At 66.0% G+C, this 26,366-nt stretch carries 20 protein-coding genes; 12 read left to right on the top strand and 8 right to left on the bottom strand.

Annotated elements, in window-relative coordinates; genetic code table 11:
* Positions 1-2 precede the first annotated feature (2 nt).
* Both R5H30_RS04505 and R5H30_RS04500 read right to left on the bottom strand, forming a co-directional pair.
* Complete coding sequence (locus R5H30_RS04505; protein WP_318326857.1) at positions 3-1,352, bottom strand: ABC transporter substrate-binding protein; 1,350 nt, start codon at positions 1,350-1,352, stop codon at positions 3-5.
* Positions 1,349-2,488 carry a LacI family DNA-binding transcriptional regulator gene (locus R5H30_RS04500; protein ID WP_318326856.1) on the bottom strand — a complete coding sequence of 380 codons (1,140 nt, stop codon included), beginning with the start codon at positions 2,486-2,488 and terminating at the stop codon, positions 1,349-1,351. Before R5H30_RS04500 ends, R5H30_RS04505 begins: the two co-directional genes overlap by 4 nt.
* 159 nt (positions 2,489-2,647) lie before the next feature.
* On the opposite strand from R5H30_RS04500, the gene R5H30_RS04495 reads away from it, so the two are divergent.
* The 5 genes from R5H30_RS04495 (at position 2,648) to R5H30_RS04475 (ending at position 9,688) form a co-directional block, all read left to right on the top strand.
* The gene (locus tag R5H30_RS04495) at positions 2,648-3,859 is read left to right on the top strand and encodes a hypothetical protein (protein ID WP_318326855.1); all 1,212 of its coding nucleotides are present in this window, start codon (positions 2,648-2,650) and stop codon (positions 3,857-3,859) included.
* A gap of 165 nt (positions 3,860-4,024) precedes the next feature.
* Positions 4,025-5,575 carry a DUF3300 domain-containing protein gene (locus tag R5H30_RS04490; protein WP_318326854.1) on the top strand — a complete coding sequence of 517 codons (1,551 nt, stop codon included), beginning with the start codon at positions 4,025-4,027 and terminating at the stop codon, positions 5,573-5,575.
* A gap of 2 nt (positions 5,576-5,577) precedes the next feature.
* Positions 5,578-6,492 carry a DUF2950 family protein gene (locus R5H30_RS04485; RefSeq protein ID WP_318326853.1) on the top strand — a complete coding sequence of 305 codons (915 nt, stop codon included), beginning with the start codon at positions 5,578-5,580 and terminating at the stop codon, positions 6,490-6,492.
* A 50-nt stretch (positions 6,493-6,542) separates the two neighbouring features.
* Entirely contained in the window at positions 6,543-7,283 is a 741-nt protein-coding gene (locus R5H30_RS04480; RefSeq protein ID WP_318326852.1) for a porin family protein, read from the top strand.
* Between the two features lie 212 nt (positions 7,284-7,495).
* On the top strand, positions 7,496-9,688 hold the full coding sequence (locus R5H30_RS04475) for a mechanosensitive ion channel family protein (RefSeq protein WP_318326851.1): 2,193 nt from the start codon (positions 7,496-7,498) through the stop codon (positions 9,686-9,688).
* A gap of 13 nt (positions 9,689-9,701) precedes the next feature.
* Here the strand turns inward: R5H30_RS04475 and R5H30_RS04470 are convergent, their stop codons facing one another.
* The 4 genes from R5H30_RS04470 to R5H30_RS04455 all read right to left on the bottom strand — a co-directional run bounded on the left by R5H30_RS04470 (position 9,702) and on the right by R5H30_RS04455 (position 13,332).
* Positions 9,702-10,733, bottom strand: coding sequence for a BamA/TamA family outer membrane protein (locus R5H30_RS04470; protein ID WP_318326850.1), 1,032 nt, complete (start codon positions 10,731-10,733; stop codon positions 9,702-9,704).
* A 241-nt stretch (positions 10,734-10,974) separates the two neighbouring features.
* On the bottom strand, positions 10,975-11,604 hold the full coding sequence (locus tag R5H30_RS04465) for a DedA family protein (RefSeq protein WP_318326849.1): 630 nt from the start codon (positions 11,602-11,604) through the stop codon (positions 10,975-10,977).
* Entirely contained in the window at positions 11,597-12,442 is an 846-nt protein-coding gene (locus tag R5H30_RS04460; protein WP_318326848.1) for a metallophosphoesterase family protein, read from the bottom strand. Before R5H30_RS04460 ends, R5H30_RS04465 begins: the two co-directional genes overlap by 8 nt.
* Positions 12,439-13,332: a diacylglycerol/lipid kinase family protein gene (locus R5H30_RS04455; protein WP_318326847.1), complete on the bottom strand. Its 894-nt coding sequence runs from the start codon at positions 13,330-13,332 to the stop codon at positions 12,439-12,441. The genes R5H30_RS04460 and R5H30_RS04455 overlap by 4 nt, the downstream gene beginning before the upstream one ends.
* A 413-nt stretch (positions 13,333-13,745) precedes the next feature.
* Here R5H30_RS04455 and R5H30_RS04450 point away from each other — a divergent pair, with 413 nt between their 5' ends.
* From R5H30_RS04450 to R5H30_RS04440, 3 genes are all read left to right on the top strand, one after another.
* Positions 13,746-14,138, top strand: coding sequence for an NUDIX hydrolase (locus R5H30_RS04450; RefSeq protein WP_412105102.1), 393 nt, complete (start codon positions 13,746-13,748; stop codon positions 14,136-14,138).
* Between the two features lie 86 nt (positions 14,139-14,224).
* Positions 14,225-15,709, top strand: coding sequence for an inorganic phosphate transporter (locus tag R5H30_RS04445; RefSeq protein ID WP_318326845.1), 1,485 nt, complete (start codon positions 14,225-14,227; stop codon positions 15,707-15,709).
* A gap of 215 nt (positions 15,710-15,924) precedes the next feature.
* Complete coding sequence (locus R5H30_RS04440; protein ID WP_318326844.1) at positions 15,925-17,835, top strand: elongation factor G; 1,911 nt, start codon at positions 15,925-15,927, stop codon at positions 17,833-17,835.
* 95 nt (positions 17,836-17,930) lie between these two features.
* On the opposite strand, the gene R5H30_RS04435 is transcribed toward R5H30_RS04440, so the two are convergent.
* Positions 17,931-19,136: a T6SS phospholipase effector Tle1-like catalytic domain-containing protein gene (locus tag R5H30_RS04435; protein WP_318326843.1), complete on the bottom strand. Its 1,206-nt coding sequence runs from the start codon at positions 19,134-19,136 to the stop codon at positions 17,931-17,933.
* Positions 19,137-19,323: 187 nt separating this feature from the next.
* Between R5H30_RS04435 and R5H30_RS04430 the strand changes: the two genes are divergently transcribed.
* The gene (locus R5H30_RS04430; protein WP_318326842.1) at positions 19,324-21,291 is read left to right on the top strand and encodes an amidase; all 1,968 of its coding nucleotides are present in this window, start codon (positions 19,324-19,326) and stop codon (positions 21,289-21,291) included.
* Between the two features lie 244 nt (positions 21,292-21,535).
* Here the strand turns inward: R5H30_RS04430 and R5H30_RS04425 are convergent, their stop codons facing one another.
* Positions 21,536-23,002, bottom strand: coding sequence for a sulfatase-like hydrolase/transferase (locus R5H30_RS04425; RefSeq protein ID WP_318326841.1), 1,467 nt, complete (start codon positions 23,000-23,002; stop codon positions 21,536-21,538).
* Between the two features lie 346 nt (positions 23,003-23,348).
* On the opposite strand from R5H30_RS04425, the gene R5H30_RS04420 reads away from it, so the two are divergent.
* The 3 genes from R5H30_RS04420 (at position 23,349) to R5H30_RS04410 (ending at position 26,365) form a co-directional block, all read left to right on the top strand.
* The gene (locus R5H30_RS04420) at positions 23,349-24,320 is read left to right on the top strand and encodes a tripartite tricarboxylate transporter substrate binding protein (protein ID WP_318326840.1); all 972 of its coding nucleotides are present in this window, start codon (positions 23,349-23,351) and stop codon (positions 24,318-24,320) included.
* A 61-nt stretch (positions 24,321-24,381) separates the two neighbouring features.
* Entirely contained in the window at positions 24,382-24,861 is a 480-nt protein-coding gene (locus R5H30_RS04415) for a tripartite tricarboxylate transporter TctB family protein (protein ID WP_318326839.1), read from the top strand.
* Between the two features lie 10 nt (positions 24,862-24,871).
* Positions 24,872-26,365 (top strand): tripartite tricarboxylate transporter permease, encoded by a 1,494-nt coding sequence (locus R5H30_RS04410; RefSeq protein ID WP_318326838.1) that lies wholly within the window; start codon positions 24,872-24,874, stop codon positions 26,363-26,365.
* The last annotated feature ends 1 nt before the right edge of the window (position 26,366 follow it).

Raw genomic sequence — 26,366 nt, 5'->3', positions numbered from 1 at the left:
GTTCACTCGATCGCGGCCAGCTCGTCGTTCATCTTGGCAACCGCCTCCGCGGCCTCGATCTGGCCGTCCATGTATTCGCGCACGACCCGGTTGATGACCTGGCTGTTTACGATCTTGGAGGCGAGGGCGAGCTGGTTCTCGGCCACGCCCCAGCGCTTGGCGACGTCGAGGCCGCCGACGATCTCGTCGATCATCGCGGCACCGTAAAGCTCCGCCAGCGGAGCCTTGCGATCCACGCCCGCGGGCAGTTGCGACCAGGCCTCGATGAACTCCTCGCTGCCGGCCTCGCCGCCGCGACGTACCGGGAACTTGCCCTCGGGCGCGATGGCCAGCGTGGCGGTATAGCCCGTCGACATCGAGTATTCGACGAACTGCTTGGCCTCGTCGAAATCGGCGTCCGCCGTGATGCCGAAATAGCGGATGTCGGCCCAGGCCGCACCGTCGGGGTTCGAGGGGCCGGCGAAATTGGTCACGATCCCGGTCTTCGAGGCAAGCTCGGGCGAGGTCGGATCGTCGTTGATCGTCGGCGGTGCGCTGTCGCGCAGGCCCGCGAGTTCGTCGAGGATGAACGGCGACCAGATGATCATGGCCGCGTCTCCCGCGAAGTAGAGCGTGCGCGACTGGTCCCAGTAAAGCTCGCCCGGCGGCGAGGCTTCGGCGAGCTTCTTGTAGAATTCCAGAACCTCCACCGTCGCGGCTTCGTCGAAGCCGCTGAAGCCGTCCGCGCCGACGGGTGTCGCACCGTTGGCGAGGAAGACATGCTCCAGCACCTGGCTCATGAAGTTCTCGTCGACCTTGGTGGCGGCGACAAAGCCGAACATCTCGGGCGGGTTGTGCAGCGTCTCGATCGCCGCCTCGACGGCAGCAAAGGTAGTGGGCGCTTCCAGCCCTGCCTCCTCGAAGAGATCCTGCCGGTAGAGGATCATCTGCGTCCAGCCATCGACCGGCACGCTGGCCCAGCCGTCTTCGGTCTTGGCGAAGTCGAGCGCACCCGGCGCGAAGGTGTCGGGACCCAACGCCTCGATCACTTCGGTCGCGGCCTCGGTGTCGAGAATGCCTGCATCGACCCAAGGCAGTGCGTATTGCAGCGTGTGGTAGATCACGTCCGGCAGGTCCCCGGCGGCAAAGGCCGCCGTGGCGCGGGTGCCCAGATCGGACTCGGTGACTGGGATGACCTCGACGCCGATGCCGGTCTCCGCCTCGAAATCGGCCGCCAGCTTCTCCTGCTGGGCGAGACGCTCGGGCTGTTCCTCTGTGGTCCAGAACCGGATGTCCGCGCCGGCGGCCCCGGCCAGCAGCGCGGCAAGCGCGGTACCGGCCAGAAGCCGGGTGGTGATTTGCTTTTGTGTCATGGTTGTCTCCCTCGGGTTTCATTGCGTTTTTGTGTGATCTTTGCCGCCAGCCCGGCGCTGTCCTGTGCCGGCGGGCCGTCCGTGCCGCCGATGCGCAGACGGGCATGCGCGGTCTCGCGCAGGTCCTCGGCCGACGCGCCGCGGCAGCGTTCGATCAGCAGGCGGGCCAGTCGCGCGCCGGCCTCGGCCTGATCGACTTCGAAACTTGTCAGCGTCGGCGTGACTGCGGCGGCCTCGGGGATGCCGTCATAGCCGATCAGCGATAGGTCGCGCCCGAGGTCCAGCCCAAGCGCGGCAGCGGCGCGGTAGACACCCAGTGCCGCCGTGTCGAGCGCGCAGAGAATGGCGGTCGGCGGCTCCGGCAAGGCCAGAAGCCGCCGCGCCGCCGCCTCGCCTTCGTCGACGCTCACGACACCGCTCAGCATCAGGTCGGGGTCGGCCACGAGCCCCGCCGCCGCCATGCCGTCGCGGAATCCGCGCGCCCGCAAGGCCGAGTAATTGAACCGCGTCGCCCCGTTCAGGAACGCGATCCGGCGGTGACCGTGATCGGCCAGGCGGATCACCGCCTCGCTCATCGCGTCTTCGCCAAGGATGTCGAACCAGGCGCAGCCTTCGGGATTGCCGGTGCGACCGTAGAGCACGAAGGGCACGCGGCGATCGCGCAGCAGGTCGATGCGCGGGTCGCGCACCTTGGTCCGCGGCAGGATGAAGCCGTCTGCCTTGCGGTCCGCGACGATGCGCCGGAAGGTCTCGAGCCCCTCGGCTTCGCTTTGCGCCGTCGCCACGGTCAGGGTCCAGCCCTCGCTGCCCGCTGCCGTCGAGATGCCGCGCAGGAAATCGGCGAGGAAGGGGCGCTGGCTGTCGTGCTGTTCAAGCTGCATCACGAGCCCGACGGCGCGCACCCGTCCGGTGCGGATCGCCTGCGCGGTGGCAAGCGGCCTGTAACCCATGCGCTGTGCAGCGCCCGCCACGCGACGCCGGGTCGCCTCGGAGATATCGGGATAGTCGTTCAGCGCCCGCGACACCGTGCCCTTGGTCAGCCCAAGCGCCTCGGCAAGATCGCTGATCCGCACCCGGTCGCCACGACCGGCGCGCGTCTCCACAGGCTTGGTTTTCACCTCTGTACGTCCTCCCATGCAACGCAGGATTGTCTCCGAAACCGGTTTCGGCAAGGGTTTTTCGCGCAGATCCATTTTCCCGGCAACCACGGGTGCCGGCCAAAACGAGATCCGCAAGCGGCCTTGCGCGCGAAAGGCGGTGGGTGCAGTGTCTGCCCGAACGGGTTGGAGGCTGTGATGACAGAGGCGGAATCTCCCAAGGGCAAGGATGCGCAAGACACGCGGGTGTTCGACGCGGCCGTCGACCGGTTCGCGCTGCATTCCGGCGACGCGCTCGACCAGCTCACCCTGCGCCTCAGCGCGCTTTCAGAGACTGCGCGCAGAGCGCGCGGCAAGGCGATCGCGGTCGCCATCGTCGGCTGGGGCGTACTGCTCTTCATCACCTTGCTGTCGGGAACCGCCGCCGGGTTCCGCGGCGCGTTCCTTGCCGATGCCAACGCTTGGGCGCGCTACCTGGTCGCCTCGCCGCTTCTCTTGCTGATGGACCGCCGGGTCGACGTCCAGCTGCGGCGCTACCTCGCGCATTTCGCCGAGGCGCCGTTGATCGCACCGCATCACATGACGCAGGCCGCGGACGCAGTCGTCCGCGCGATCGACCGGGCGCGCAGCCGCCACGCGCTGCTGGCCTGCGCCGGGCTCGCGTTTGTCCTGGTGCTTTGCGGTCACCTCTTCCGGGACGTGCAGTTGCCTGACTGGCGATACGCCGGAACACCCGAGAATACCCGGGTCACCGTTGCAGGTCTTTGGGCCGGGCTGGTGACCGCGCCGATCTTCTGGTTCCTGCTTCTGCGCGCGCTTTGGCGTTATTTCTGCTGGGCGCAGCTTCTGCGCGGGATCGCGCGGCTCGACCTGCGCCTTGTCGCGACGCATCCTGACCGCTCCGGCGGACTCGGATTTCTCGGGCAGCATCCGAACGTTTTTTCAGCAATGATGTTCGCGCTGTCGATCTCGGTCGCGGGGTCGGTGGCGCAAGGATTGAGTTCCGGCCGGATCTCTCCGGATGCCTACGGCTGGATGCTGTCGATCTGGGTGGCAACGACCGCGGCGCTGTTTCTGGTGTCTCTGACAGCCTTCCGCGCACCGCTTCTCGACCTCAAGCGCCGGACCCGGATGGCCGCCGCCGCAAATGCAACCCGGCGCTTCCGCGCACAGGAACGCGAAACCTTCGGCCGGAACTTCGCCGCTCCGCAGGACGCCGAGGCCGAGGGCGACGCGGCGGACGCGGCCAAGATCGACGAGGCGGCGAAAAAAATGCGCACGATCCCCTTCAGCCGGGCCGCGATCCTGCCCCTGCTCGGCGCCGCGCTGCTGCCGCTGCTGGCCGCCGGCGCGACCCAGCTGCCACTGGGCGACATCGTGAGCGCGGCAAAAAAGCTGCTCGTGCTCTGAACCGGCACGGTCGGGCGGCCCGGCCCCCCGATCTTACAACAGGCTGCCGGCTGCGAGGCCGAGGCCTTTGAAATTCGGCCATTCTGGCAGATTCTTCTAGCGGAATCGGTTTAGCAAACTATTGTAAATACAAGTTTTGCGATTTTTGGGCGGGAGGTAACCACGATGTTCCGGACGACCCTGAAGTTTCTGGCCGGCTTGGCGATTTGCGCCGGCACGGCGTCCTTTGCACAGGACAGCGACGAAGACGCGCTCGACACAGAGATTGCCGACGAGGATCTGCTCGACACCGACGAGTTGTCCTCGCTGGTGGCGCCGGTCGCGCTCTACCCCGATACCCTGCTGGTTCAGGTGCTTGTCGCCGCGACTTCGCCGCTGGACGTGGTGAAGGCCAATCGTCTGGTAGAAGGCAATGCCGACGCCGACCCGCAGGAACTCGAGGCGCTGATCGCCGACGAGGACTGGGACGAAAGCGTCGGTGTTCTAGCAGAGGCCTTCCCCGACGTTTTGTCGGACATGGCCGAACATCTCGAATGGACCGAAGCGATGGGCACTGCGATGCTGGCCCAGAGCGACGACGTGATGGCCGCGGTCCAGGAACTGCGCAAGGATGCCGTTCAGACCGGGGCGCTTGAGAGCGGCGAGGAACAGCAGGTCGAGGTGACCGAGACCCAGGACGTCGTGATCCAGCCGACCGATCCGCAGGTGGTCTATGTTCCGCAGTACGAGGCGCAGCAGGTCTTTCCGGCGACCTATGGCTATGCCGATACGAACTACGGTGTCGGCGACGCGCTGATGACCGGCGCAGTGGCTTTCGGCACCTACGCCTTGATCGACGAGATCTTCGACGATGACGACGACTGGAACGACTACTGGGGCTGCCGGAACTGCGGCGGCTGGGGCGGCGGCCCGATCATCCATGATCCCGACATCGATCTCGACGTCGACGGCAACGTCAACATTGGCAATCGCGTCAACATCGACAAGGACACCAAGAAGAAGCTCAAGCAGGAGTGGAAGGCCGACGAGCGCAAGCGCAAGGACGCGCGCAAGAAGATCAAGAACCGCAAGAACGCCGACGGCAAGAGCAAGCTGCACACCGAAAAACACAAGTCACGTGGCGACAAGGTTCGTGAGAACATCTCCAAGAGCGGCAACCGCGACCTCGCGGCGGCAGTGGACCGTCCGAACCGGGATGGCAACCGCAACAACCGGCCCAATGCCGACCGGCCCAACCGAGGCGACACCGCGGACAGGAACCGACCCGGGAACAACCGCCCGAACGCGAACCGTCCCGACCGCGACCGGCCCGAGACGCGCCCCGCGCAGCGGCCGAAGCCCAAGGTCGATCGCGCCGCGTCGAACCGGCCCAAAACCGGCGCGTCGAACTCGATCAAGCGCAAGTCCAAAAACGGCGACAAGGCCAAGGTGCATCGCGCAGGGTCCTCGAAGGCGCACGCAAACAGGCCAGCGACGCAAAAGGCGGCTGCCAAGCCCGCGGTGAAAAAACCGGCGGCCCAAAAGCCGGCGGTCAGGAAAGCGGCGGCCAAGCCGGCCCAGGTGCGCCGGCCGGCCGCGAAACCGGCCGTGCGCAAGCCGACGGTCAAGCGGCAGGCATCGCGGCCTGCCATGCACAAGACCAGCCACGGCCACGTGTCCCGGGCATCTTCGAGCCGCGGCCACAAGAGTCGCGGCGGCAAGAAGCGGAGAAGATGATCATGGTACGTTTGTTGTCTGCCGCGGCCATCGCGGCCGTTCTCTCCAGCCCGGTGACTGCCGCGGAGGATCCGGCAACCTTCGATACGCCACAGGCCGCGCTCGACGCATTGATCGCGGCGCTCGAGGCGTCGGATCGCGACGGCGTCATCGCCGTCTTCGGGACCGAGGCGGTCGATGTAATCTCGTCGGGCAGCGCACCGCGCGACCGGCTGGTCTGGGAACGGTTCATGGAGCTCTACAAGGAGGGTTACAGCTTCGAACCGCAGGAGGACGGTTCGGTCGAACTGCTCGTCGGCGAAGACGACTGGCCGATGCCGGTCCCGCTGATCGAGAATGACGCCGGCGCGTGGTATTTCGACGCCGTCGCCGGACGCGAGGAAATCGACGCGCGTCGCATCGGGTTCAACGAGTTGTCGGTCATGGAACTGATGGAGGCCTACGTCGATCTGCAGGCCGAGTACCGGCTTGTCGATTACGACGAAGACGGCGTTATGGAGTTCGCCTGGCACATCATCTCGTCGCCGGACGAAAAAGACGGGCTCTACTGGCCCGAAGAGGACAGCCCGCTCGGCGACATCTTCGCGCGGGCGGCGGCGGTCGGCTACGAGATCGACGGAGAGGAGCAGGACCCGGAGCCGTTCTACGGCTACCTGTTCCACGTCTTCAATTCGCAAGGCCCGAATGCGCCGGGCGGCGAGATGGATTACATCATCAACGGCAACCAGGTGGTGAGCCACGCGCTGATCGCGGTGCCGGCCGACTACGGCCATACCGGCATCATGTCCTTCATGATCGGCGAGAACGGGATCCTGCTCGAGGCCGATCTGGGCGAGGACGACGAAACGGTGAACGCCGCGTTGCAGGCGTTCGACCCCGACGACCGGTGGACGGAAGTCGAAGAAGACGGCAACTGACGCGGGGCCCCGCGCGCGGGGCCGTATGGTGCAGACGGAGGAAAGATCCGATGACGGCTCGCAGGTTCGCAATGGGCGCGGCAATGGCGTTCCTCGCCGGAAGTCCCGCGCTTGCGCAGGACTGGGAAATCCAGGTGACGCCCTATGCCTGGCTTCTGGGAATGGAGGGCGATGTCGGTTCCTTCGGGCTTCCGGCGGCCGATGTCGACCTGTCCTTCGGCGATATTCTCGACAACCTCGATTATGCGGTCTTCATGCTCGGGGTCGCGCGTCGGGACGATTTCGCCGTCTTCTTCGACGGCTCGATCTCGCGCCTGTCCTACGATCAGGATGTGTCCGGCCCGAATGTCGACGATGTCGAGCTGGTTGCCAAAACGAGCAACTTCATGCTGTCGGTGGGCGGCACGCTGTCGCGATCCGACACGCACCGGCTCGAGGCCTACGGCGGTGCGCGCGCGTGGTGGCTGCGCAACGATTTCGAAGTCCGGACCGCTGCCGGGCGCACGATCCAGCGAGATTCCGACGCGGACTGGGTCGACCCGGTGGTCGGTCTGGTTGGCACATACCGGATCAACGACCGTTTCACCCTCTTCGGCAATGCCGAGGTCGGCGGATTCGGCGTCGGGTCGGACATGACCTGGAGTATCTTCGCGGGCACTACCTACAACATCAACGACACGGTGAACGTCGCCGTGGGCTGGCGCCACATGTCGGTCGACTACTCCGACGACGAGGTGATTTTCGATGTCGACCAGACCGGTCCGGTGATCGGCGCGACCTTCCGGTTCTGACGCAGGGCGGCCGCGGCGCCGCTCCGGCACAAGGGTCTGCGCTGTTGTCCTGCGGCAGCGCTCGCTGAAAATCCTTGGCTGGCAGGATCCTTTTCCTTTCGGCCCTCGGGACCATGCTGCTAGCGTGCGCCCGAAGACCCACAGACGCCGAAGGATACCACTTGTCCCGTCTCGCCACTGCCGCCGCCGCTTTCATTTCGTTTCTGCTATTTTTGACCGCCCCGCTCATCGCGCAGGAAAGTTCAACGGACGCCACCGCCGAAGACGCGGTCGCCCTGCCCGACCCGCTGACGCCAGAAGCCATCGACGCCCTCGTCGCGCGCCTCTCCGACGATCAGGTCCGAGGCCTGTTGCTGGAACAGCTCAACTCGACCGCGGAAGCCGCGGGCGAACCTGGCGAGGCGGCAAGCTTCCTCTCGGCGATCCAGACAGGGTGGGAGGCGTTCTACACGCCGATCCTGGCCGCGATCTCGCGGCTTCCGGTGCTGCTGTCCAAGCAGGCCGAGGCCTTTGCCGACCTCGGCGCGAAATTCGGTGCCAAGGGCCTGCTGCTTCTGGCCGGTCTGCTGGTCCTGTCGCTCGGCGTCGGGCTTCTGGCCGAGTATCTCGTCAACCTCTTCTCGCGCCGCTGGCAGACCTCCAAACGCACCTACGATGCCGACTCGCTGTGGGCGGCGCTCAGCTTCCTGTTCCGCCGCTTCTGCCGCGAACTGCTGGGTCTTATCGCATTCTACTTCGCCACCCGCGCCACGGCACTTTCGGTTATGACGCCGGAACAGCTGAGTTTCGCGGCGCCGTTCCTGACCTACCTGATCTGGTTCCCGCGTCTCGCCTATGCCGCCTCGCGGTTCATCCTCGCGCCCGAAACCCCGCACCTGCGCCTGGTCAACGTGTCGGACCACTGGGCGAAGTACCTGACGCGCAACCTCGTCGGTCTCGTCTTGCTGGGCGGGTTCACGCTTTACATCATTCACTTCAACAACCTGCACGGCGTTCCGCTGGAGGAAACTCGCATCGGCTTCTGGGCCAACCTCGCCGTGCACGTCTACATCGCCCTGATCGCATGGCGGGCACGCGAGGGCCTGCAGCAGATGATGCGCGGGTCGGACCCGGACCGGTCGGAGTTCGACGAACAGGCCGCCTTCTGGTATCCGCGGTTCGCCATTGCCGTCTCGGCCCTGATGTGGGTCGTCGTGACCATCCTGACCGGTCTCGGCTACGGCCGGCTGCTGCTGCATGCGCCGCATTACTCCACGATGTTCTGGCTGCTGATGGTGCCCGCCATCGACACCGCCGTGCGCGGTCTCGTGCGGCACCTGCACCCGCCGATGCTGGGCGAGGGTAAGGTGGCCGAGCGCGCCTTCGTGGCCACCAAGCGCAGCTACGTGCGCATCGGACGGGTGGTCGCCCTGACCCTCGTGGTCCTGATCATCGCGAATGCCTGGGGTCTCGACCTGCTCAGCATGGCCAGCGCGACCGAGGACACTTTCGCCAGCAACCTTGTTGAGTTCGTCATGGTCGCGGCCGTCGGCTACATCCTCTTCGAGGTGGTCTCGCTTTACGTCAATCGCCGGCTTGCGAAGGAACAGACCAGCTTTGCGGTCTCCGAGGAGGAACAGGGCGGCGAAGGTGGCGGACAGGGCGGCTCGCGCCTGGTGACGGTGCTTCCGCTGGTGCGGATCGCGTCGCAGATCGCCATCGTGGTGATCTTCGCCCTGCTCGCCATCGGATCGCTCGGCATCGACATCACGCCACTGCTGGCCGGTGCCGGCATCCTCGGCCTCGCCATCGGCTTCGGCGCGCAGAAGCTGGTGACCGACGTGGTCTCGGGCATCTTCTTTCTGCTCGACGATGCCTTCCGGGTCGGCGAATACGTCGAGGTCGACGGAACGATGGGTACGGTCGAGAAAATCTCGGTCCGCTCGATGCAGCTGCGCCATCACCGCGGACTGGTCCACACGATCCCCTACGGCGAGATTCCGAAGCTCACCAACTTCAGCCGCGACTGGGTGATCATGAAGCTCAAGTTCACGGTGCCTTTCGACACCGATCCGAACAAGGTGAAGAAGATCTTTAAGAAGATCGGCCAGGAGATGATTGCGGACCCGATGTTCAAGGACGACATGCTGGAGCCGTTCAAGAGCCAGGGCGTCTTCGATTTCGACGACGTCGGCATGATCATCCGCGGCAAGTTCATGGCCAAGCCCGGTACGCAGTTCACCATCCGCAAGGAGGTCTACAACCGCGTCAAGGCGGCCTTCAACGAAGCCGGCATCGACTTCGCCCGTCGCGAGGTCCGCGTGAACGTGCCGGGGCTGGAACAGTCGGATCTTACCGACGAGCAGAAGCAGTCCATCGCCGCCGCCGCGACCAGCGCCGCACAGCAGCAGGACGAAGGGAAATAACGCGGGCGGGCGCTCAGAAGCGCTGCCCGACGCTGATGTAGAGCAGCTTCTCGTCGTCGTTGTTGATCGAGTAGTCGATGCTGTAGTCCAGCGGGTAGCTTTTCGACAGGCGGATGCGCGCCCCGAGCCCGGCCGCGGTCTGGTACTCGCCGGTCACGGCGCCGGCCAGATCGTCGTCGACCGATCCCGCTCCGGCGAAGACCACGAACCCCAGCCAGTTGGTGATCCGGCCGCGGTACTCTGCCTGCACCGAGAACAGCGCGTCATCGAGGTACTGGGTCGACGAAAACCCGCGAAAGCCGTCGGTGGGGCCGATCGCGCAGCTGTCGAAGAACGGCGCTGCCTCCTCGGCGGCGCAGGCCGTGAGGCGTCCCGCGATCACGCCCTCGGAGAACACAGGCCGGTAGGCCGCGGCCTTCAGCACGCCCTTAAGGTAGTCCCGCTGGCCGATGTTGGTGACTTCGCCATAGGCAAGCTGGCCCGAGAACAGGGTTCCAGTCGTCGGATAGTAGGAATCGTCGCGGGTGTCGTAATTCGCCAGCAGCCGGAACTTGGCCACGGCGAGATCGGAATCGAGCTGCACCGATTGCGGCAGAATGCCGTCCTCGCCGCGCTGCAACCCGATCGTCGTCTCGGCATAGGACAGCCCGAACCCCAGCGACAGGCCGGACTGGAACCCGTACTCGAAGGTGGCGTCCACAGCGTTGGCCGATTGCGTGATCGGGACCGGGATCCCGAGAACGAAGAGGTCGTAGTTGAGGTCGGCGCTGGCGGCGAGAAAGGACACTTGCCAGCGGTTGTTGTCGAGGTTGAAGCTCAACCCCGCTCCGATACCCTCGCTGCCGTTCGACGTGCGAAACGCGCCAAGCCCAATCGAGGAGCCGTCCGAGCCGGCATCGTCGCTGAACAGCCACGCGCCACCCAAGGCCAGACCGCTGCCCAGCGCCGGGCTTTTGAACGGTACCGGAGCGGCGACGACCGAACCGTTGGCGAAACCGAACTCCGGCGCGTCCTGAAGCTGCGTGTTCAGCGTCGGCTCCTGCATCGGGATCGGCTGCGCCCCGGCAGCGGAGGCTTGCCAGGTGACCAGGCCCGCGAACAGGAGCAGATGCGGGCCGCGCGACCGTCGGAGCTGTCCGTGCCGGCGTGCTGAAAAGCCTTTTTTCCGATCATGACCTGTCACGCGCAATCTCCGGTTGGCGGTAGGCGCGCAGGCCGCGCCGCTCCGATATCTAGGAGCACCGGTTGTGACTGTCCATCGCATCCGCGCGAGACGGAGCCCGGCGTCATTTCGATGAGGCGCCCTGCCCTTCGTCCTCCACCACGCCCTTGTGGGTGACAAGGCGATAGACATAGATCAATGCAAGCGCACCGAACAGGATGTTGGACACCGGGTTCAGCCATTGCTGCACGAGATCGTACTGGCTGCCGAGCAGCATGCCGGCCAGGGTCAGGATACCGACCCAGACGGTCGTACCCACGGCCGTCAGCAGAAGGAAGGTGCCCTGCGGCATCCCGGTCAGCCCGGCCGGAACCGAGATCAGCGTGCGCACACCGGGTAGCAGACGCCCGACCAGCACCGCCATCCTGCCGTGACGCTCGAACCAGTCCTCGGCCCGGTCGAGATCCTCGAGCGTCATCGTGAACCAGCGCCCGTGGTTCGAGATCAGCCGCCGCACCCGGCGCCGCTTGAACTTCATCGCCGCGAAGTACCAGATCCAAGCCCCGGCGATCGAGCCCGCCATCCCGGCCAGCATGGTCGGTACGAATCCTAGGTCTCCGCGATGCACCAGAAACCCCGCCAAAGGCATGATCAGTTCGGACGGGATCGGCGGAAAGACGTTCTCGGCGAACATCAGGAAGGCGATGCCGAAATAGCCCGCCTGCTGCAGCAGCGCGACGATCCAGTCAAACATCGCGCGCCTCGCGCTCGGCGATGGCGCTGTCCTCTTTCTGAAGGCCGCGCCAACTGCCGTCGATCTTGCGAAAACGCACGCAGTCGCTGCGCGCGAAGGCGAGTGAGTCTCCATCCGTCGCAAAGCGCTCGACCTGCACTTCGTCGTCCTGCATAAGCAGCAGGTTGAAGTCGTTGGGCTCACCCCGGACACGGTTCGACAACCCGGTGCCGGCCTGCACCGACAGGACATGACGGTCGGCGGCACGGGTCGCGAACGTATCCGCGCGCCAGCTGTGCAGATGCCCCGAAAGCACGATGTCCGTGCCGCAGCGCGACAACTCGCGGATCGCCTTGTTCGCTCCGCGCGTCAGCCGCTTGCGCTCGCCCGGCAGGTGCTCGAGCGGGTGATGCACCACGACAAGCCGGAATGCGTGCGGGTTCACGTTGGCGAACCCGCGGCAAACCTTGCGCATTGCGCGCCGGCTGAACCAGCCGCGCTGCCAGCCGAGGTTGTTGACCGAGTTGATGCCGATCACCGACATCTCAGGATGGTGGACCTGCGGTTCGAGCTCTTCGGAAATGTACTTGCGGTAGCGCCGCCACGGACGCAGCACGCGTTCGGGGAAGTTGTGCAGGGGCGTGTCGTGGTTGCCCGGCACGCAGAGCACCGGCGCGTCGATCTCGTCGATGAAGCGCCGCGCGGCACGGTACTGTTCCGACGTGGCACGCTGGGTGAGATCGCCGGAAATCGCCACGAGGTCCGCCCCGATCCCGTTCACCGCCGCGACCAGCGGTTCGAGCAGTTGTGGCCGGTCGCGGCCGAAGTGCAGGTCGGACAAATGGATCAGTCGTTTCATCGTACCTTCGATGCCGTTTCGGCAGGCGCAATCACGGTAAGCGCATCCGAATGCAGCTGAAACCGGAAAGGGCGCTCCATTCCGGCACGCTCCCCGTCGCGTGCAATCAGCAGACGCTTGCGTGTCGAGGCAATCTCCATCGGGTCGACGCAGACCAGCCGGAAATCACGGTTCTTCTGGGCGACGCCAAGCGCAAGGGCCAGCCCGCGCAGGAAAAGCCCGCTGCGTTTGCAATCAGGTGCAAGCAGCAGCGCCATCTGGCCGTTACGTATGCAGTCGGCGCCTTCGAGACCAAGCTGTTCGAGCTGGAAGGCGTTGCTGACCACGAAGGCAAGTGGCGTGCGAACCGTGAACGCGTCCGAACCTGCCGTGATCTTCAGGCGTAGCGGTTTGGGGAAGCGCAAAAGCGTCAGCAGGACGGACCAGTAGGCGGCAATTCGGCTTCGGCCCCAGCGCGTATAGGTGGTCTCGCGGGTGCGCAGAACCTCCGGGTAGATGCCGAGCGACGCGTTGTTGAGAAACACCCGGTCGTTGATCGTGCCGACCGCTATGCGGCGCCGGATCCCTCGGGCGATGTTCGCCACGGCGCCTTCGAGGTCCTCCGGCACGCCGAGCGACCGAGCGAAATAGTTGAACGTTCCCAGCGGAAGGATGCCCATCGCGACGCCTGTGTTCTTCAGCGCACTCGCCACGCCGGACATGGTCCCGTCGCCGCCTGCGCTGACCACGCAATCGTATCCCGCGGCCACCGCCTCGCGCGCCGCGGCCTCGACGTCGGAGCCTTTCGTGAGACGCGAGAAGGTCACGTCCATTCCGTTGGCCTCGAAAAGCCTGCCGATGTCGTCGAGGTTCGCCTCGCCGCGACGGCGGCCGGATTTGGGATTGATCACGACGCAAACGCGATCCGGGCGCGTTTCGGTGCGCGATGATCGGTCTGGCGCGGCGCCAGCAGGTCGACCGGTTCCGGCGTCCGCCGCCGTGCCCGCCGTAGGGGCCGGTCCACTTTCGGTGTCGATTGTTAGCATTGTCCTGTCCCGCGCCGCAAAGCAGACACCAACGCCGATCCGGGCTGGGAAGTTCCTGCCCGGTCCGGCGATCCGGCGTCGAGGTCGCAAGCAGGGTCCCGCTGGAAGCGCGCCCACGCCCGCCCGTCCCAATCGGCGGGAAGCATTGAAAAATCGCGTCAATCGCTGTATGTATGGACCAATAACAATAAGAAATGCAGGCTATTATGCTCGAACAACTTAAGACCGCTTGGGGCGATTATGTTCAGCCCCTCCTTCAACGACCGAAACGACTGCAAGTGGCTGCACTCTGTCTGCGGCAAGAAGCCGACCGACAACAGGTGCTGCTGATCACCAGCCGGGACACCGGTCGATGGATTCTGCCGAAGGGCTGGCCGATCGAGGGCAAGACCTCGCCCGAGGCCGCCATGCAGGAGGCCTGGGAAGAGGCGGGGGTCAGACGCGGACGGCTCTGCCCCGAACCCGTCGGCACCTACCATTACGACAAGACCATCTCGACGGGCTGGGCGATGCCGGTGGAAACGCTGGTCTTCTCGGTCGAGGTCGAGGAACTGGCCGACGATTTTCCCGAGGTCGACGAACGCCGGCGCGGCTGGTTCAGCCCGCAGGAAGCGTCCGAGCGCGTGGACGAACCCGAACTCAAGGCGATTCTGCGCGAATTCGGGACGTAACAGTGGAAAATACCCCGCGTTGCGGTTGATCCGCGGCGCAGGTATCCCGTAACACGCCCGCTGACCGATTCCCCCGGAGGACGAACATGGCGGAAAGAGACTTCGAGGCCCGGCATCTCGATACGCTGGACCGCGACCTCGGGCGCTATTCCAACATGGAACTGGCCCTCAGCCACGCCGGGCGCCCGGTCGTGGGCTACGGCATCGCCTTCGTGTTCGTCGTGCTCGCCGGTGTCGTCGCCGCGGCCGTCTTCGGTCAGACCAGCAACACCTTCGTCGTCGTTATTGCTGCCATCTTCGGTGCCTACATGGCGCTCAACATCGGCGCCAACGATGTCGCCAACAACATGGGTCCCGCCGTTGGCGCAAATGCGCTGACCATGGGCGGAGCAATCGTGATTGCCGCCGTCTTCGAAAGCGCCGGGGCGCTGATCGCCGGCGGCGACGTGGTGTCGACCATCGCCAAGGGCATCATCGCCCCGCAGGACATGCACGACCCGTCGACCTTCATCTGGGCGATGATGGCGGCGCTGTTGTCCTCGGCGCTCTGGGTCAACCTCGCGACCTGGCTCGGCGCACCGGTCTCGACGACCCATTCGGTAGTCGGCGGGGTCATGGGGGCCGGTGTCGCCGCTGCGGGACTTGGCGCAGTGAGTTGGGGCACGATGGGATCGATCGCGGCAAGCTGGGTGATCTCTCCGGTCCTGGGCGGTCTCATCGCCGCCGCCTTCCTGTGGTTCATCAAAAGCCGGGTGATCTACCGCGACGACAAGATCGCCGCCGCCCGCACCTGGGTTCCGGTCCTCGTCGGCGTCATGGGCGGCACTTTCGCCAGCTACCTCGTGCTCAAAGGCCTCAAGAAGCTGGTCAGCATCGATCTGCCGGGGGCTCTGGGCATCGGCGTCCTGATCGGCGTGCTGCTCTGGCTCGCTATGATCCCGGTGATCCGGCGACAGTCCGAGGGACTGGAGAACCGCAACAAGTCGCTCAAGATCCTGTTCGGTATCCCGCTGATCGTCTCGGCGGCCCTGCTCAGCTTCGCCCACGGCGCCAACGATGTCGCCAACGCCGTCGGGCCGCTCGCCGCGATCGTTCAGGCGTCGAGCACCGGGGATTTCACCCAGGCGGTCAGCATCCCCTACTGGGTTACGGTGATCGGGGCGCTCGGCATCTCCTTCGGCCTGTTCCTCTTCGGGCCCAAGCTGATCCGCGTGGTCGGCGGCCAGATCACCAAGCTCAACCCGATGCGCGCCTATTGCGTCGCACTCTCGGCAGCGATCACTGTTATCTTCGCAAGCTGGCTCGGTTTGCCGGTCAGCTCGACTCATATCGCGGTGGGGGCCATCTTCGGGGTTGGCTTCTTCCGCGAGTGGCACTCCGAGCGACGCTTGCGCCAGATGCGGCTCGCCGTGCCCGACCGGCCGCTGCTCGCCCCCGAAGAGCGGCGCCGGCGCAAGCTGGTCCGACGCTCGCATTTCCTGACCATCGTCGCGGCCTGGGTCATCACTGTACCCGCGGCCGCGGGCCTGTCGGCCGTGATCTTCGTCGTGATCAACGCCCTCGCATCCTGACGCGCAGGCGGTCTCCGGGACGCGGCGGGGCGCCGCGAGGGCCACCCGGGACTATTGACTGCGCGCCTCCTCCTGACTGACACTGGCGTTCAAAAGCGGCGCGCAACCGGCCTTCGGCTCTGGCAATCGCGCGGCACGGCAGGTCCGGACCAGAGCAAGCGAACCTCCATCGCAGTGGGCGCGATCCTGCGCCGCAAAAGCTGGGAGGACTTTGCGTGAGGGCATTTGCTGTAATCGGACCGTCTCAATCGGGAAAAACCACGCTGGTCGAGGGGCTCGCCGGTCTCGAGACCCCGCACGCTCAGGGCTTTTCCCTGATGGGCGACGTCAGCGTGAAAACTTTCGCGTACATGGGCGACGACTGGACCGTGCTGGATGTGCCCGGCGGGCACGACACCTTCGCGATGGTCGGTCCGGCGCTCGCGGTCTGCGACGCCGCCGTGCTCTGCGTGCCGGCCGAGGCGGACGCGGCGGTCCTGGCCGCCCCTTACCTGCGAACACTGGAGGAATCCGGGATCCCGACCTTCCTGTTCGTGAACCGGATCGATGCCGCGACCGACCGCGTGGCCGACATCGTCGCGGCACTCCAGACCTACTGCAAGCACGGCATCGTGCTGCGTCAGATCCCGATGCGCTTGGGCGACAGGATCACCGGCGCCATCGATCTCATCTCGGAACGCGCCTGGGAGTACCACGAGGGCGAGCGGTCGTCGCTGGTTGAACTGCCGCGCGACATGCAGGCCCGCGAGACCGAGGCACGCAGCGACCTGCTCGAGACGCTGGCGGATTTCGACGACACGTTGCTCGAACAGATCATCGAAGACCAGGTGCCGGCCAGCGACTCGCTTTACACCGTGGCGACCCGCGTGTTGCAGCACCACGACCTGATCCCCGCCCTGCTCGGCGCGGCCAGCCAGGGCAATGGTCTCCAGCGGCTGATGAAGTCGCTCCGCCACGAGGTGCCGGACGTCGCCACCTTGCGTGACCGCCTCGACCTGCCGGACGGGGTCCTGGCCGCGACGAGCCTCGCCGACCATCTCAAGCATATCGGCAAGGCCGTTCTGATGCGCGCCCTCGGCCCGGGCGTGGCCCCGGGATGCCGGCTTGGCGGCGCGGCCATCGGCAGCCTCAATGCGCTTGACGGCAAGTCGCCGGTCTCGACCCTGCCGGCCGGGCATTTCGCCCTGACGATCAAGAGCGATCACATGGCGCCCGGAAAGCTTTACGAGGCCGAGGCGGCGACCGACCTGCCCGACTGGGCACAGGCGCATCCGCCAGCGCTGCGCCGACTGACCCGCCCAGTGCACGAAAAGGACGAGAACAAGCTTTCGGCGGCGCTCGGGATGCTGGCCGAGATCGACCCCGGTCTCAGCCTTGCGCAGGACGAGGCTACCGGCATGCTCGAGGTCGGCGTTCAGGGACCGCTGCACCTGCGGCGGATGACCGCCAAGCTCTCCGACGCCTACGGGATCGAGGTCGACTGCATCGAGGTGCCAGCCGCGCTGCGCGAGACCATCCGGCGCGGCGCCGAGAAACGCTACCGGCACCGCAAGCAGTCCGGCGGCGCCGGGCAGTTCGCCGACGTGGTGATCGACCTGACCCCGCGCGCCTCGGGCAGCGGGTTCGAATTTTCCGAGACTGTCAAGGGCGGTGCCGTGCCGCGCAACTACATTCCGGCCGTCGAAGCGGGGGCGCGCGATGCGCTGGCCTCGGGTCCGGCCGGATTTCCGGTGGTCGACGTCGCGGTCACGCTGAAGGACGGCAAGGCGCATTCGGTCGACAGCTCCGACCTGGCTTTCCGTATCGCCGGGCAAAGCGCCGTGCGCGAGGCGCTGTCCGAGATCGGCACAGTGGTCCTGCAACCGATCCTGAACGTCGATGTCGAGGTGCCGTCGGTGTTTTCCGGAGGCCTGGTGCAGCTCGTGAGCGGGCTCAAGGGCCGGGTGTTGGGGTTCGAAGCGCACCCGGTCGCCAACGGATGGGACGTGTTTCACGCGCAGTTGCCCATGGCCTCGCTCGAAGACCTGTCGATGTCGCTTGGCGGTGCGACGCGCGGCACCGCGTGGTTCCACAGCACACCCGATCACTACGAGGAAACCCGCGAGCGCCTCGCGGCGAGCGCCTGAGATGCGGGACCCCGCGCGCCGGCCCGGGCTGCATCCGGGACGGGGCGTTTACCGCGTGCCGCACGCCGCACGTCCCCGATGCGCGGCCGATCTGCTCAGGCCGTTTTCGCCGGTGCGTCGGCCTTCGTGCCGTTCTCTGTGTCGGACTCCGACCCTTCGATCTCGTAGCGTTCGGGAAGGTTGACCGGCTTGTCGCCAAGCTCGCGCACGCGTTTCAGCACCGACCAGTGCAGCCGCGCGCCCTCGGGCAGCCAGCGCGGCTCGCCGCGCGGCAGGATCAGGCCGAGGAAGGGCTTGCGCCGCGACAGCGCCTGCGGGCGGCGCGGCACGTATTCGGAGATCCACCAGAACCCCTTGAGCGAGACGTGCTTGTCGGCCAGCGGATCGGGCGGGGCGTATTGCGTGGCGCCATGCTCTCCCATCACCACCCGGTCGACGGTCTGGTCGACGAACTGCAACTCGGTGTGCCTGGACTCGTCGATCAGCCAGTCGAGCGGAAGTTTTGCGAGCCCGCTTTCCTCCTCGGCATAGCCCCCGCCAACGTCGCCGTGGACACCGCTAAACCAGACCTCGCGCGCGTCCTGCGGCACCTCGGTATCCTCGTCGTAGGGGTTCGAGCGGAACGGCTGATCCTCGGGCCAGAGTTGCGGGCGGAACATCGTGCGCCGTTCGGCGATCGACACCGCCTGGCGCACTGACTGCACCGAAGGGTTGTGCTTGGTGAAGGCGTGGGACGTGAGCCGCGGCCCGAACCGCCCGGATTCGATCACCGACGAGACGGTATCGAAGAGTCCCAGGAACCGGATCTCGGGCCGGTAGGGGCGCAGCACCGCGTTGAACAGCCGGATTTCGTCGAAGGCATGGGCGTCCCCGTGATCCCCGATGCGTTTGTAGGCGCGATAGGCATAGTCGAGCAGGTTGAGGTTGGTTTTATCGACCAGCCCAAAGGCATGCAGGAAACCTGCGAGCACCCGGGCGGTGTAGGCGCCGCGGGAGAAGCCGATGATGTAGATGCGGTCTTTCTCCTCGGCCTCGCGGTCGAAATGCTCGACGATGAAGCGGTAGGATTCCTTGACGTTCTCATCCATGCCCCAGCCGGTCGCCAGACCCCAGAGCTCGACCGTCTTGCGCCAGAGGCGAGACCAGGCGTTGTCGGCCCCGAAGGTCCCGACGCCGGGATCGTAGAACACGATCTGGTCCTGCGATTTCTTCAGCGTCCCGTAAAGCCGCAGAATGTTCGAGCGGTTTTTCCTGATCTCGTTCGAGGTTCCGTCCATCAGGATGACGATGTTCTTCGGCATTGGCTTTCCTTTTCCGGGTGTCCGGATCTGTCCCTACCCGCAGAGGTTAAGCGGAAGCGCGCGGTTCGGCCAAACCATTCCTTGCGCATCGTCCACGCGACCGGCCTGTGTCAGGCGCGAGATTGCGCGCCATTGGACAACCCCGAACGGCTGAATTACCGAGGCGGGAACAAGCGGAAGGACCGTCATGATATCACTGGCCACGGCCACAATCGCCGAGCTTTCGGCGACCCTCGATGCGGGCCGTTTGACCGCCACGGCGTTGCTTGCCGCCCATCTCGAACGCATCGCCGCCTTCGACCGGGCGGGGCCGCGTCTGAACGCAGTACCGATCCTCGATCCGGCCATGTTCGAGGCGGCGCGGGCCTCCGACCGGCGCCGTGCGCAAGGTGCGGCGCTCGGGCGGCTCGACGGCATCCCCTACACCGCCAAGGGCAGCTACAAGGCGCGTGGCCTGCCCGTCGATGCCGGCTCGCCCGCCTTCGCCGGGCTGATCGCCAACGAGGACAGTTTCGCGATCGAGCGCTTGCGCGCCGCGGGCGCCGTCCTCGTCGGGCTGACGACCATGCCGCCGATGGCCAACGGCGGCATGCAGCGCGGTCTGCACGGGCGGGCCGAGTCTCCCTATTCGGCGGACTGGCTTACCGCAGCCTTCGCCTCGGGCTCGTCCAACGGGTCCGGCACGGCCACCGCCGCCGGCTTCGGCGCCTTCGGACTGGGCGAAGAGACCTGGTCCTCCGGGCGCGCACCGGCCTCAAACAACGGGCTTTGCGCCTACACGCCCAGCCGCGGCGTGATCTCGGTGCGCGGCAACTGGCCGCTGGTCCCGACCATGGATGTCGTCGTGCCGCATACCCGCTGCATGGTCGACATGCTGGCGCTGCTCGACGTGCTGGTCGTCGAGGATCCGCGCAGCGACGGCGACTTCTGGCGCAGCCAGCCGTGGGTCGCTCTGCCTGCACCGGCGCGACCCGAAAGCTTCGTGGCCCTCGCGGACACCGCAACTTTGGCCGGCAAGCGGCTCGGGCTGCCGCGCATGTATCTCAACGCCGACCCGGAGGCTGGAACCCATCCCGACCCCGGCATCGGCGGACCCACAGGTCGGAAGATCGAGACCCGCGCCTCGGTCGTGGCACTCTGGGAGGCGCTGCGCCGCGACCTCGAAGCGGCCGGCGCCGAGGTGGTCCTGACCGATTTCCCGCTGGTCTCGAACTACGAAGGCGACCGCCCGGGTTGTCCCACGGTCGCCAGCCGCGGACTTGTCAGTCCTGACTACCTGCGCCGCGAGATCATGGATCTCTCGGTCTGGGCCTGGGACGACTTCCTGCGCCGCAACGGCCAGCCGGGACTCGACCGCCTCGAAGTGATCGACGGCGCGCGCATCTTCCCGGCAGCAAAGGGGGCCCTGCCCGACCGCTACACCGGGTTCGACGATGACATCGCGACCTATCCGGATCACGCCCGCAAGCACCCCTCAACAGACTTCCGGGAGATCCCCCGTCTGCGCGAAGGGCTCGAAGGGCTCGAAGAGACCCGGCGCCAGGACCTCGAGGCCTGGATGGATGCCGCAGGTCTCGACGCCGTGGTCTTTCCCGCCGTCGCCGACGTGGGACCCGCGGATGCCGATACGAACCCGACCTCGGCCGAAGCGGCCTGGCGCAACGGCGTCTGGGTCGCCAACGGCAACCTCGCGATCCGGCACATGGGCGTACCGACGGTGACCGTGCCGATGGGGATCATGTCCGATACCGGCATGCCCGTTGGCCTCACGCTGGCCGGGCGCGGTGCGGACGACGCCGCGCTCCTGTCTTTGGCCTGCGCGGTGGAAGCCACCGGCTGTCGCCGCGCGGCACCGCCGCGCACGCCCGATCTGCCAGCCCTGCCCGACCTGCCGCACGCCCCAGACGACGCCCCGCCGTCCCTGCGCGTGACGGCCACGACGGACGACCAGATGCACCATCTCGTCATCGATTGCGAGGCCCCGCCCATTCTCCTGAGTGTCGCGGGCCAGAGGGTCGCTCCGACGGGATCGCGCACAGAGGTATCGGTCCCGCGCAACCGCACACATCACAGCGAATGGGCGCCCCCTTACGGTCCGCTGGTGATCGCGTGGTTCGCCTCGGGCCATGTCGCCTTCTGCGCGACATCGACGTGACGGCCTTCAGGATGCCGAAGGGTCCCTCGCTGTACCGGCACCTCGACACATACGGTCGCTTGGTTCAACGCAGAAGGAAACCGAAGCCTTCGGCGGTGCCACGGCAACGGTTCAGCCAGGTTTCACAACGAAATCAAGACAAACGCCCGTCTGACATCGAGGCGCAAACGCAGTTGGTCCGGAACGTCAGCGCATCCCGTCGCCATCCGTAGCTCCCGCTGTCGATTAATCGATAATCATCCGGTCAGGGCGCGCCAACGACCTTCGACGGGTCGCCCGCCGGCGGTTGCGGGAAATGGATGCCGCGCTGCCCGTGCAGGCCGCGGTCGTCGGGTGTGACGACCTCGGGCGGGTCGAAACCCAGAAGCGCGCCATCGCGGACCCAGTCGAGATCCTCGCCATACAGCTCTTCGATCAGCCGCGCGGTGAGCCGGTCGCGCACCTCGGCCAGTTCCGCCGCAGCAGAGAGGTCGTGCAACTCTTGCGGATCGTCGACACAGTCGAACAGCTGCAATCTGTTGCCCGCAGGATACCAGATCAGCTTGTGCCGGCCGTCGGTGACCATGCGCATCGCCATTGCTCCGGCCAGTGCCTCGCAATAGAGCGTCTCGCGCGGCGGACCCGAAACCAGCGAACGCCCGGTGCAGCTTTCGGGGACAGGAACGCCCGCGAGGTCAAGCAGCGTCGGCATGATATCCCGGATCGCGGCGAGGCGCATGTCGATAGTCCCGGGACGGGTGCGGAGACAGTCCTTCACCCCCATCAGGAACATCGGCACCGACGCGGACATGCCCAGCATCAGCCGCTTGGCGTAGAGGCCATGATCGCCCAGCATCTCGCCGTGATCGGAGGTGAAGAGGATGATCGTATCGTCGAGCATCAGCTGTTCGCGCAGCGTGCCGACAACCAGCCGGAACTGGTGGTCGATCAGCGTGCATTGGGCATAGAACGCCCGGCGCATCGCGACGATCTGATCCTCGGTCATCTCCGGCCAGGAGGCGCGTACGCGCTGCAGCACATGCGGCATGTCCTCGGTCCAGTCGCCCGAGACCGGCGGGTCTATGGCGCGGTCCCGATAGGCGTCGAGGTAGTCGCGCAGCGGCACGATCGGCGGGTGCGGGAAGTTGAACGACAGGTGCAGAAACATCGGCCGCGTCGGGTCGCGGCGCTGGATCGTCCGGCAGGCCTGCCGGGCCAGCCAGACCGTCGGATGACTTTCTTCGTCGAGGTGCCAGGTCCGGACCTCGTAGCCGTTGTTGGACATGCCGTGGGCGTGACCCAGACCGGCCTGCCCGCGATCGGTCAGCCACAGCTCCCAATCGTCTGGCCCGCCAAGCTGCGGGCGTCCTTCTTCGTAAAGCACCGTCTCCTCGAAACCGATCCGGTCGCGCGAGGGGTAGACGTGCAGCTTGCCGACCGCGGCGGTCTGGTATCCGGCATCGCGCAGCACCTCGGCAAGATGCGGCAGATCCGGCCGGGTCAGCGAAGGCTGGAACTCGCGATCCCCATGCTCGCGCGGCGCGGTGCCGGTCATCATGCTGCGCCGCGCCGGAATGCAGATCGGGCATTCCGAGAAGGCGTTGACAAACCGGATCCCGTTGCGCGCAAGTTGGTCGAAGCTGGGTGTGTCGATATCGGTCCGTCCGGCCACGCCGAACAGGGCGCCGGGCCACTGGTCGGCGGTGACGAGAAGGATATTGGGGTGCGTCATGTCCGGCCTGTTCAAAGACGTTGCAACGAATCCCTCTCTACCATAATCATTGGTCGGCCAAAGAATTATCTTGTATAACTATTGGCTTATGATGGGAGGAGAACGTGGACTGCGAGCAGGGCATCGCGCTCTTGCACGACAGGTCCGCCCCGGTGTCGCCGAAGCTGCGGCGACAGCAGATCGGGGTGGTCTCTTGGCGGTTCACGGCGCGTCCGCGCCGCCGAGATCGTATCGCGTCCGCTGGTTCCGACAGGCCGCAGGCTGCGCCGGGTGTCCTGTCCGGATCGATGGCAGGTCACAACGACCTGGTGGCATCGAGGCGCGTTTCACAAGAAAGGGAGAGACAATGAAGAGAGTTATCGGACTGGCGCTTGCCGCCATGCTCGCCGGCGCCGGGATGGCGCAGGCCGAATGGCCCGAAAAACCGGTCAAGCTGGTGGTGCCGTTCAAGCCCGGCGGCACTTCGGACCAGATGGCGCGGGTGCTGCAGGCCAGCCTCGAGGATGCCGGCGCGCTCGCGCAGCCGCTGACCGTGGTCAATGTCGGAGGGCATTACTCGATCGGTTCGCGGCAGGTTCTCGAAGCCGAGGCCGACGGCTACAACTTCCTGATCATCCATATCGCGCTGATGGGCGGCGAAGGCACCGGGGCGCTGGATTTCAGCTGGCGCGATTTCAAACCAGTGGCGGCGACCGGTGAGTTCTGCCTCGCGCCGATGGTGCGCAAGGACAGCGGCATCGAAACGGTCGAACAACTGCTCGAGAAGGTCAAGGCAGAGCCCGACACGATGATCTTCGGCGCCAACCTCGGCGCGATCAACCACATGGCCGGGATCATGCTGCAGAACCTCGAAGAGGGGGCCAAGTTCCGCTTCGTCCAGATCGGCGGCGGCACGGCGAATTTCACCGCACTGACCGGGAACCAGACCGGGGCGACCGTGCTCTCCGGGGCCGAGGTGGTCAACTTCACCCTGCTGCCGGACGGGTCCGAGAACCCCGATTCCCAGATCCGGCCGCTGGCCTACACCGGGAGCGAGCGTTTCGACGGCCTGCCCGACCTGCCGACGATGAAGGAGCTCGGGTATGACATGAACTTCTGCGTCAAGAACTGGATATTCGCCCCGAAAGAAACCCCGGACGAGGTGGTCGAGAAGTTCAACGCGGCACTCGAACAGGCGACCCAGACCGACCGCTACCAGGAGTTCCTCACCTCGAAAGGCTTCGCGCCGACCTTCCTGACCGGTGCCGACCTGCAGGCGGACCTCGACGCAACCTGGGAAGCGATCGAGCCGGTCGCCAAGCAGGCCGCGCAGAAGTGAACCGCACCCCTGCGCCGCCACGCGCGGCGCAGGGGCGTTCCCGAAACTTCCGGATACCGCCATGGACCGCCGCCCGTTCACCGAGATCGGAGTCTGTCTCCTGATCGCCCTCATCAGCCTCGTGTTCCTGGTCCAGGCGCTCGCGCTGCCGCCCGGCACGTTCGAGCCGCTGGGCTCCGGACCGGTGCCGAAATGGACCGCGCTCGTGGTGATCGCCTGCTGTCTCGGGGTCTGCGTCAGCGCTGCGCGCTACCTCGCGCGCCAGCCTGACCCCAAGGCGATCTTCCGGGACGAGTTCGAGGGCGGCAATCCCGCCAGCGGTCTGTTGATGATGGGCCTGACCGTCGCCTATGTCGCCCTGCTGCAAAGCCGGCTGATCGGCTTCGGCGTCCTGACGACCGGCTACCTCGTCCTGCTGATCCTCGCGATGGAACGCTTTCGCCTGCGCGCGCTGCCCTTCGCCCTTGGGATCGCGCTGATTGCGGCCTTCGGCGCGCAATACGTCTTCACCCGCGTCTTTTTCGTCGACCTGCCGGTCTGAGGGCTGATCCATGGACTTTCCCGCACTCGGCGGCGCGATCCTCGACATCTTCGCCCCCTGGCCGTTCTTCCTGCTGCTGCTGGGGACCGGCCTCGGCATCGTCGTCGGTGCCATTCCCGGCCTGACCGGCGCGATGCTGATCGCGCTCACGCTGCCGCTGACCTTCTACATGCCGCCCTTCGAGGCGGTGGTGCTGCTGATCGCCATGTATGTGGGCTCGATCAGCGGCGGGCTGATCACCGCCACGCTGATGCGCATGCCCGGCACGCCGTCAAACGTGATGACCACGCTCGATGGCTACCCGCTGGCGCGCGCCGGCCAGCCCGGGCGTGCGCTCGGGCTTGGCATCACCGCGTCCTTCTTCGGCGGGCTGATCGCCTGGACAGTGCTCTTCACCGTCACCCAACCGCTTTCAATCCTCGCCACGCGCTTTGGCCCGTTCGAGTATTTCACGCTGATTCTGATGGCGATGGTGCTGATCGCCTCGGTCTCGGAAGGCTCCCTGCTCAAGGGGTTGATCGCGGGTTTCCTCGGCATGCTGGTCTCGATGCCGGGCGTCGATCCGGCCACGGGGATGCCGCGCCTGACCTTCGACTGGTACAAGTTGAACGGCGGCCTGCAGCTACTTCCGGTGCTGATCGGCACCTTCGCCGTCAGCCAGGTGATCAAGGAATGCGTCTCGCGCGAGGGCGTGCCCGAGCGGGTCGAGATGAAGTCGAGCCAGATCCTGATGTCGCTGCGCGATCTCAAGCGTTACGCGGGCAACATCCTGCGTTCGTCCTTCATCGGCACCTTTGTGGGCATCCTGCCCGGCATCGGAGCGTCGATCGGGTCGGTCATCGCCTACTCTGTCACCCGCAACGTCTCGAACGAACCGGAGAAATTCGGCAAGGGATCGGAAGAGGGCATCGTCGCCTCGGAGGCCGCCAACAATGCCACCGTCGGCGGCGCGCTGATCCCTCTGATCGCCATGGGCATCCCCGGCAGCGTGATCGACGCGGTGCTGATCGGAGCTTTAATGATCCAGTCGATCCAGCCCGGGCCGACGCTGTTTCTGACCAACGCTGACGTGGTCTGGGGCATGATCGCAACCTGCCTGCTGGCGACCTTCGTGATGTGGGGCATGATGTCGGTCTCGGTGCGCTGGATCGCGGGGCTGGTCTACCTGCCGAAAAGCTACGTTCTGCCTGTGGTGATGATGTTTTGCGTCATCGGCTCCTTCGCGCTGCACAATACCGCCTTCGACGTCTGGGTCATGCTGATCTTCGGCGTGCTCGGTTTCCTGCTGGAAAAGGCCGGCATCCCGCTCGGTCCCTTCGTGATCGGCTTTGTGCTCGCCCCTCTCGGAGAGGAAAAGCTGCGCTCGGGCCTGATGATGACAAACGGAGATTTCTCGCCCATCGTCACCCGTCCACTTCCGCTGATCTTCACCTTGCTCGCGGTGCTTCTGCTGGTCTGGCCGCTTGTCAGCGAACGGCGACGCCGCCGCAAGGCTGCGCCATGAG

This window comes from Roseobacter sp. FCG-D35 (assembly GCF_033436665.1).
Classification (GTDB): Bacteria; Pseudomonadota; Alphaproteobacteria; order Rhodobacterales; family Rhodobacteraceae; genus JAWQFO01.
The sequence above is the reverse complement of the archived record's forward strand: the minus strand, read 5'-3'. Positions and strand labels throughout refer to the sequence as shown.

Coding starts and splice junctions, on each gene's coding strand:
- R5H30_RS04460 (WP_318326848.1), bottom strand. CDS start 12,442: ATGAAACGACTGATCCATTTGTCCGACCTGCACTTCGGCCGCGACCGG.
- R5H30_RS04470 (WP_318326850.1), bottom strand. CDS start 10,733: ATGCAGGAGCCGACGCTGAACACGCAGCTTCAGGACGCGCCGGAGTTC.
- R5H30_RS04410 (WP_318326838.1), top strand. CDS start 24,872: ATGGACTTTCCCGCACTCGGCGGCGCGATCCTCGACATCTTCGCCCCC.
- R5H30_RS04465 (WP_318326849.1), bottom strand. CDS start 11,604: ATGTTTGACTGGATCGTCGCGCTGCTGCAGCAGGCGGGCTATTTCGGC.
- R5H30_RS04490 (WP_318326854.1), top strand. CDS start 4,025: ATGTTCCGGACGACCCTGAAGTTTCTGGCCGGCTTGGCGATTTGCGCC.
- R5H30_RS04495 (WP_318326855.1), top strand. CDS start 2,648: ATGACAGAGGCGGAATCTCCCAAGGGCAAGGATGCGCAAGACACGCGG.
- R5H30_RS04430 (WP_318326842.1), top strand. CDS start 19,324: ATGATATCACTGGCCACGGCCACAATCGCCGAGCTTTCGGCGACCCTC.
- R5H30_RS04505 (WP_318326857.1), bottom strand. CDS start 1,352: ATGACACAAAAGCAAATCACCACCCGGCTTCTGGCCGGTACCGCGCTT.
- R5H30_RS04435 (WP_318326843.1), bottom strand. CDS start 19,136: ATGCCGAAGAACATCGTCATCCTGATGGACGGAACCTCGAACGAGATC.
- R5H30_RS04415 (WP_318326839.1), top strand. CDS start 24,382: ATGGACCGCCGCCCGTTCACCGAGATCGGAGTCTGTCTCCTGATCGCC.
- R5H30_RS04425 (WP_318326841.1), bottom strand. CDS start 23,002: ATGACGCACCCCAATATCCTTCTCGTCACCGCCGACCAGTGGCCCGGC.
- R5H30_RS04420 (WP_318326840.1), top strand. CDS start 23,349: ATGAAGAGAGTTATCGGACTGGCGCTTGCCGCCATGCTCGCCGGCGCC.
- R5H30_RS04500 (WP_318326856.1), bottom strand. CDS start 2,488: ATGGGAGGACGTACAGAGGTGAAAACCAAGCCTGTGGAGACGCGCGCC.
- R5H30_RS04445 (WP_318326845.1), top strand. CDS start 14,225: ATGGCGGAAAGAGACTTCGAGGCCCGGCATCTCGATACGCTGGACCGC.
- R5H30_RS04480 (WP_318326852.1), top strand. CDS start 6,543: ATGACGGCTCGCAGGTTCGCAATGGGCGCGGCAATGGCGTTCCTCGCC.
- R5H30_RS04485 (WP_318326853.1), top strand. CDS start 5,578: ATGGTACGTTTGTTGTCTGCCGCGGCCATCGCGGCCGTTCTCTCCAGC.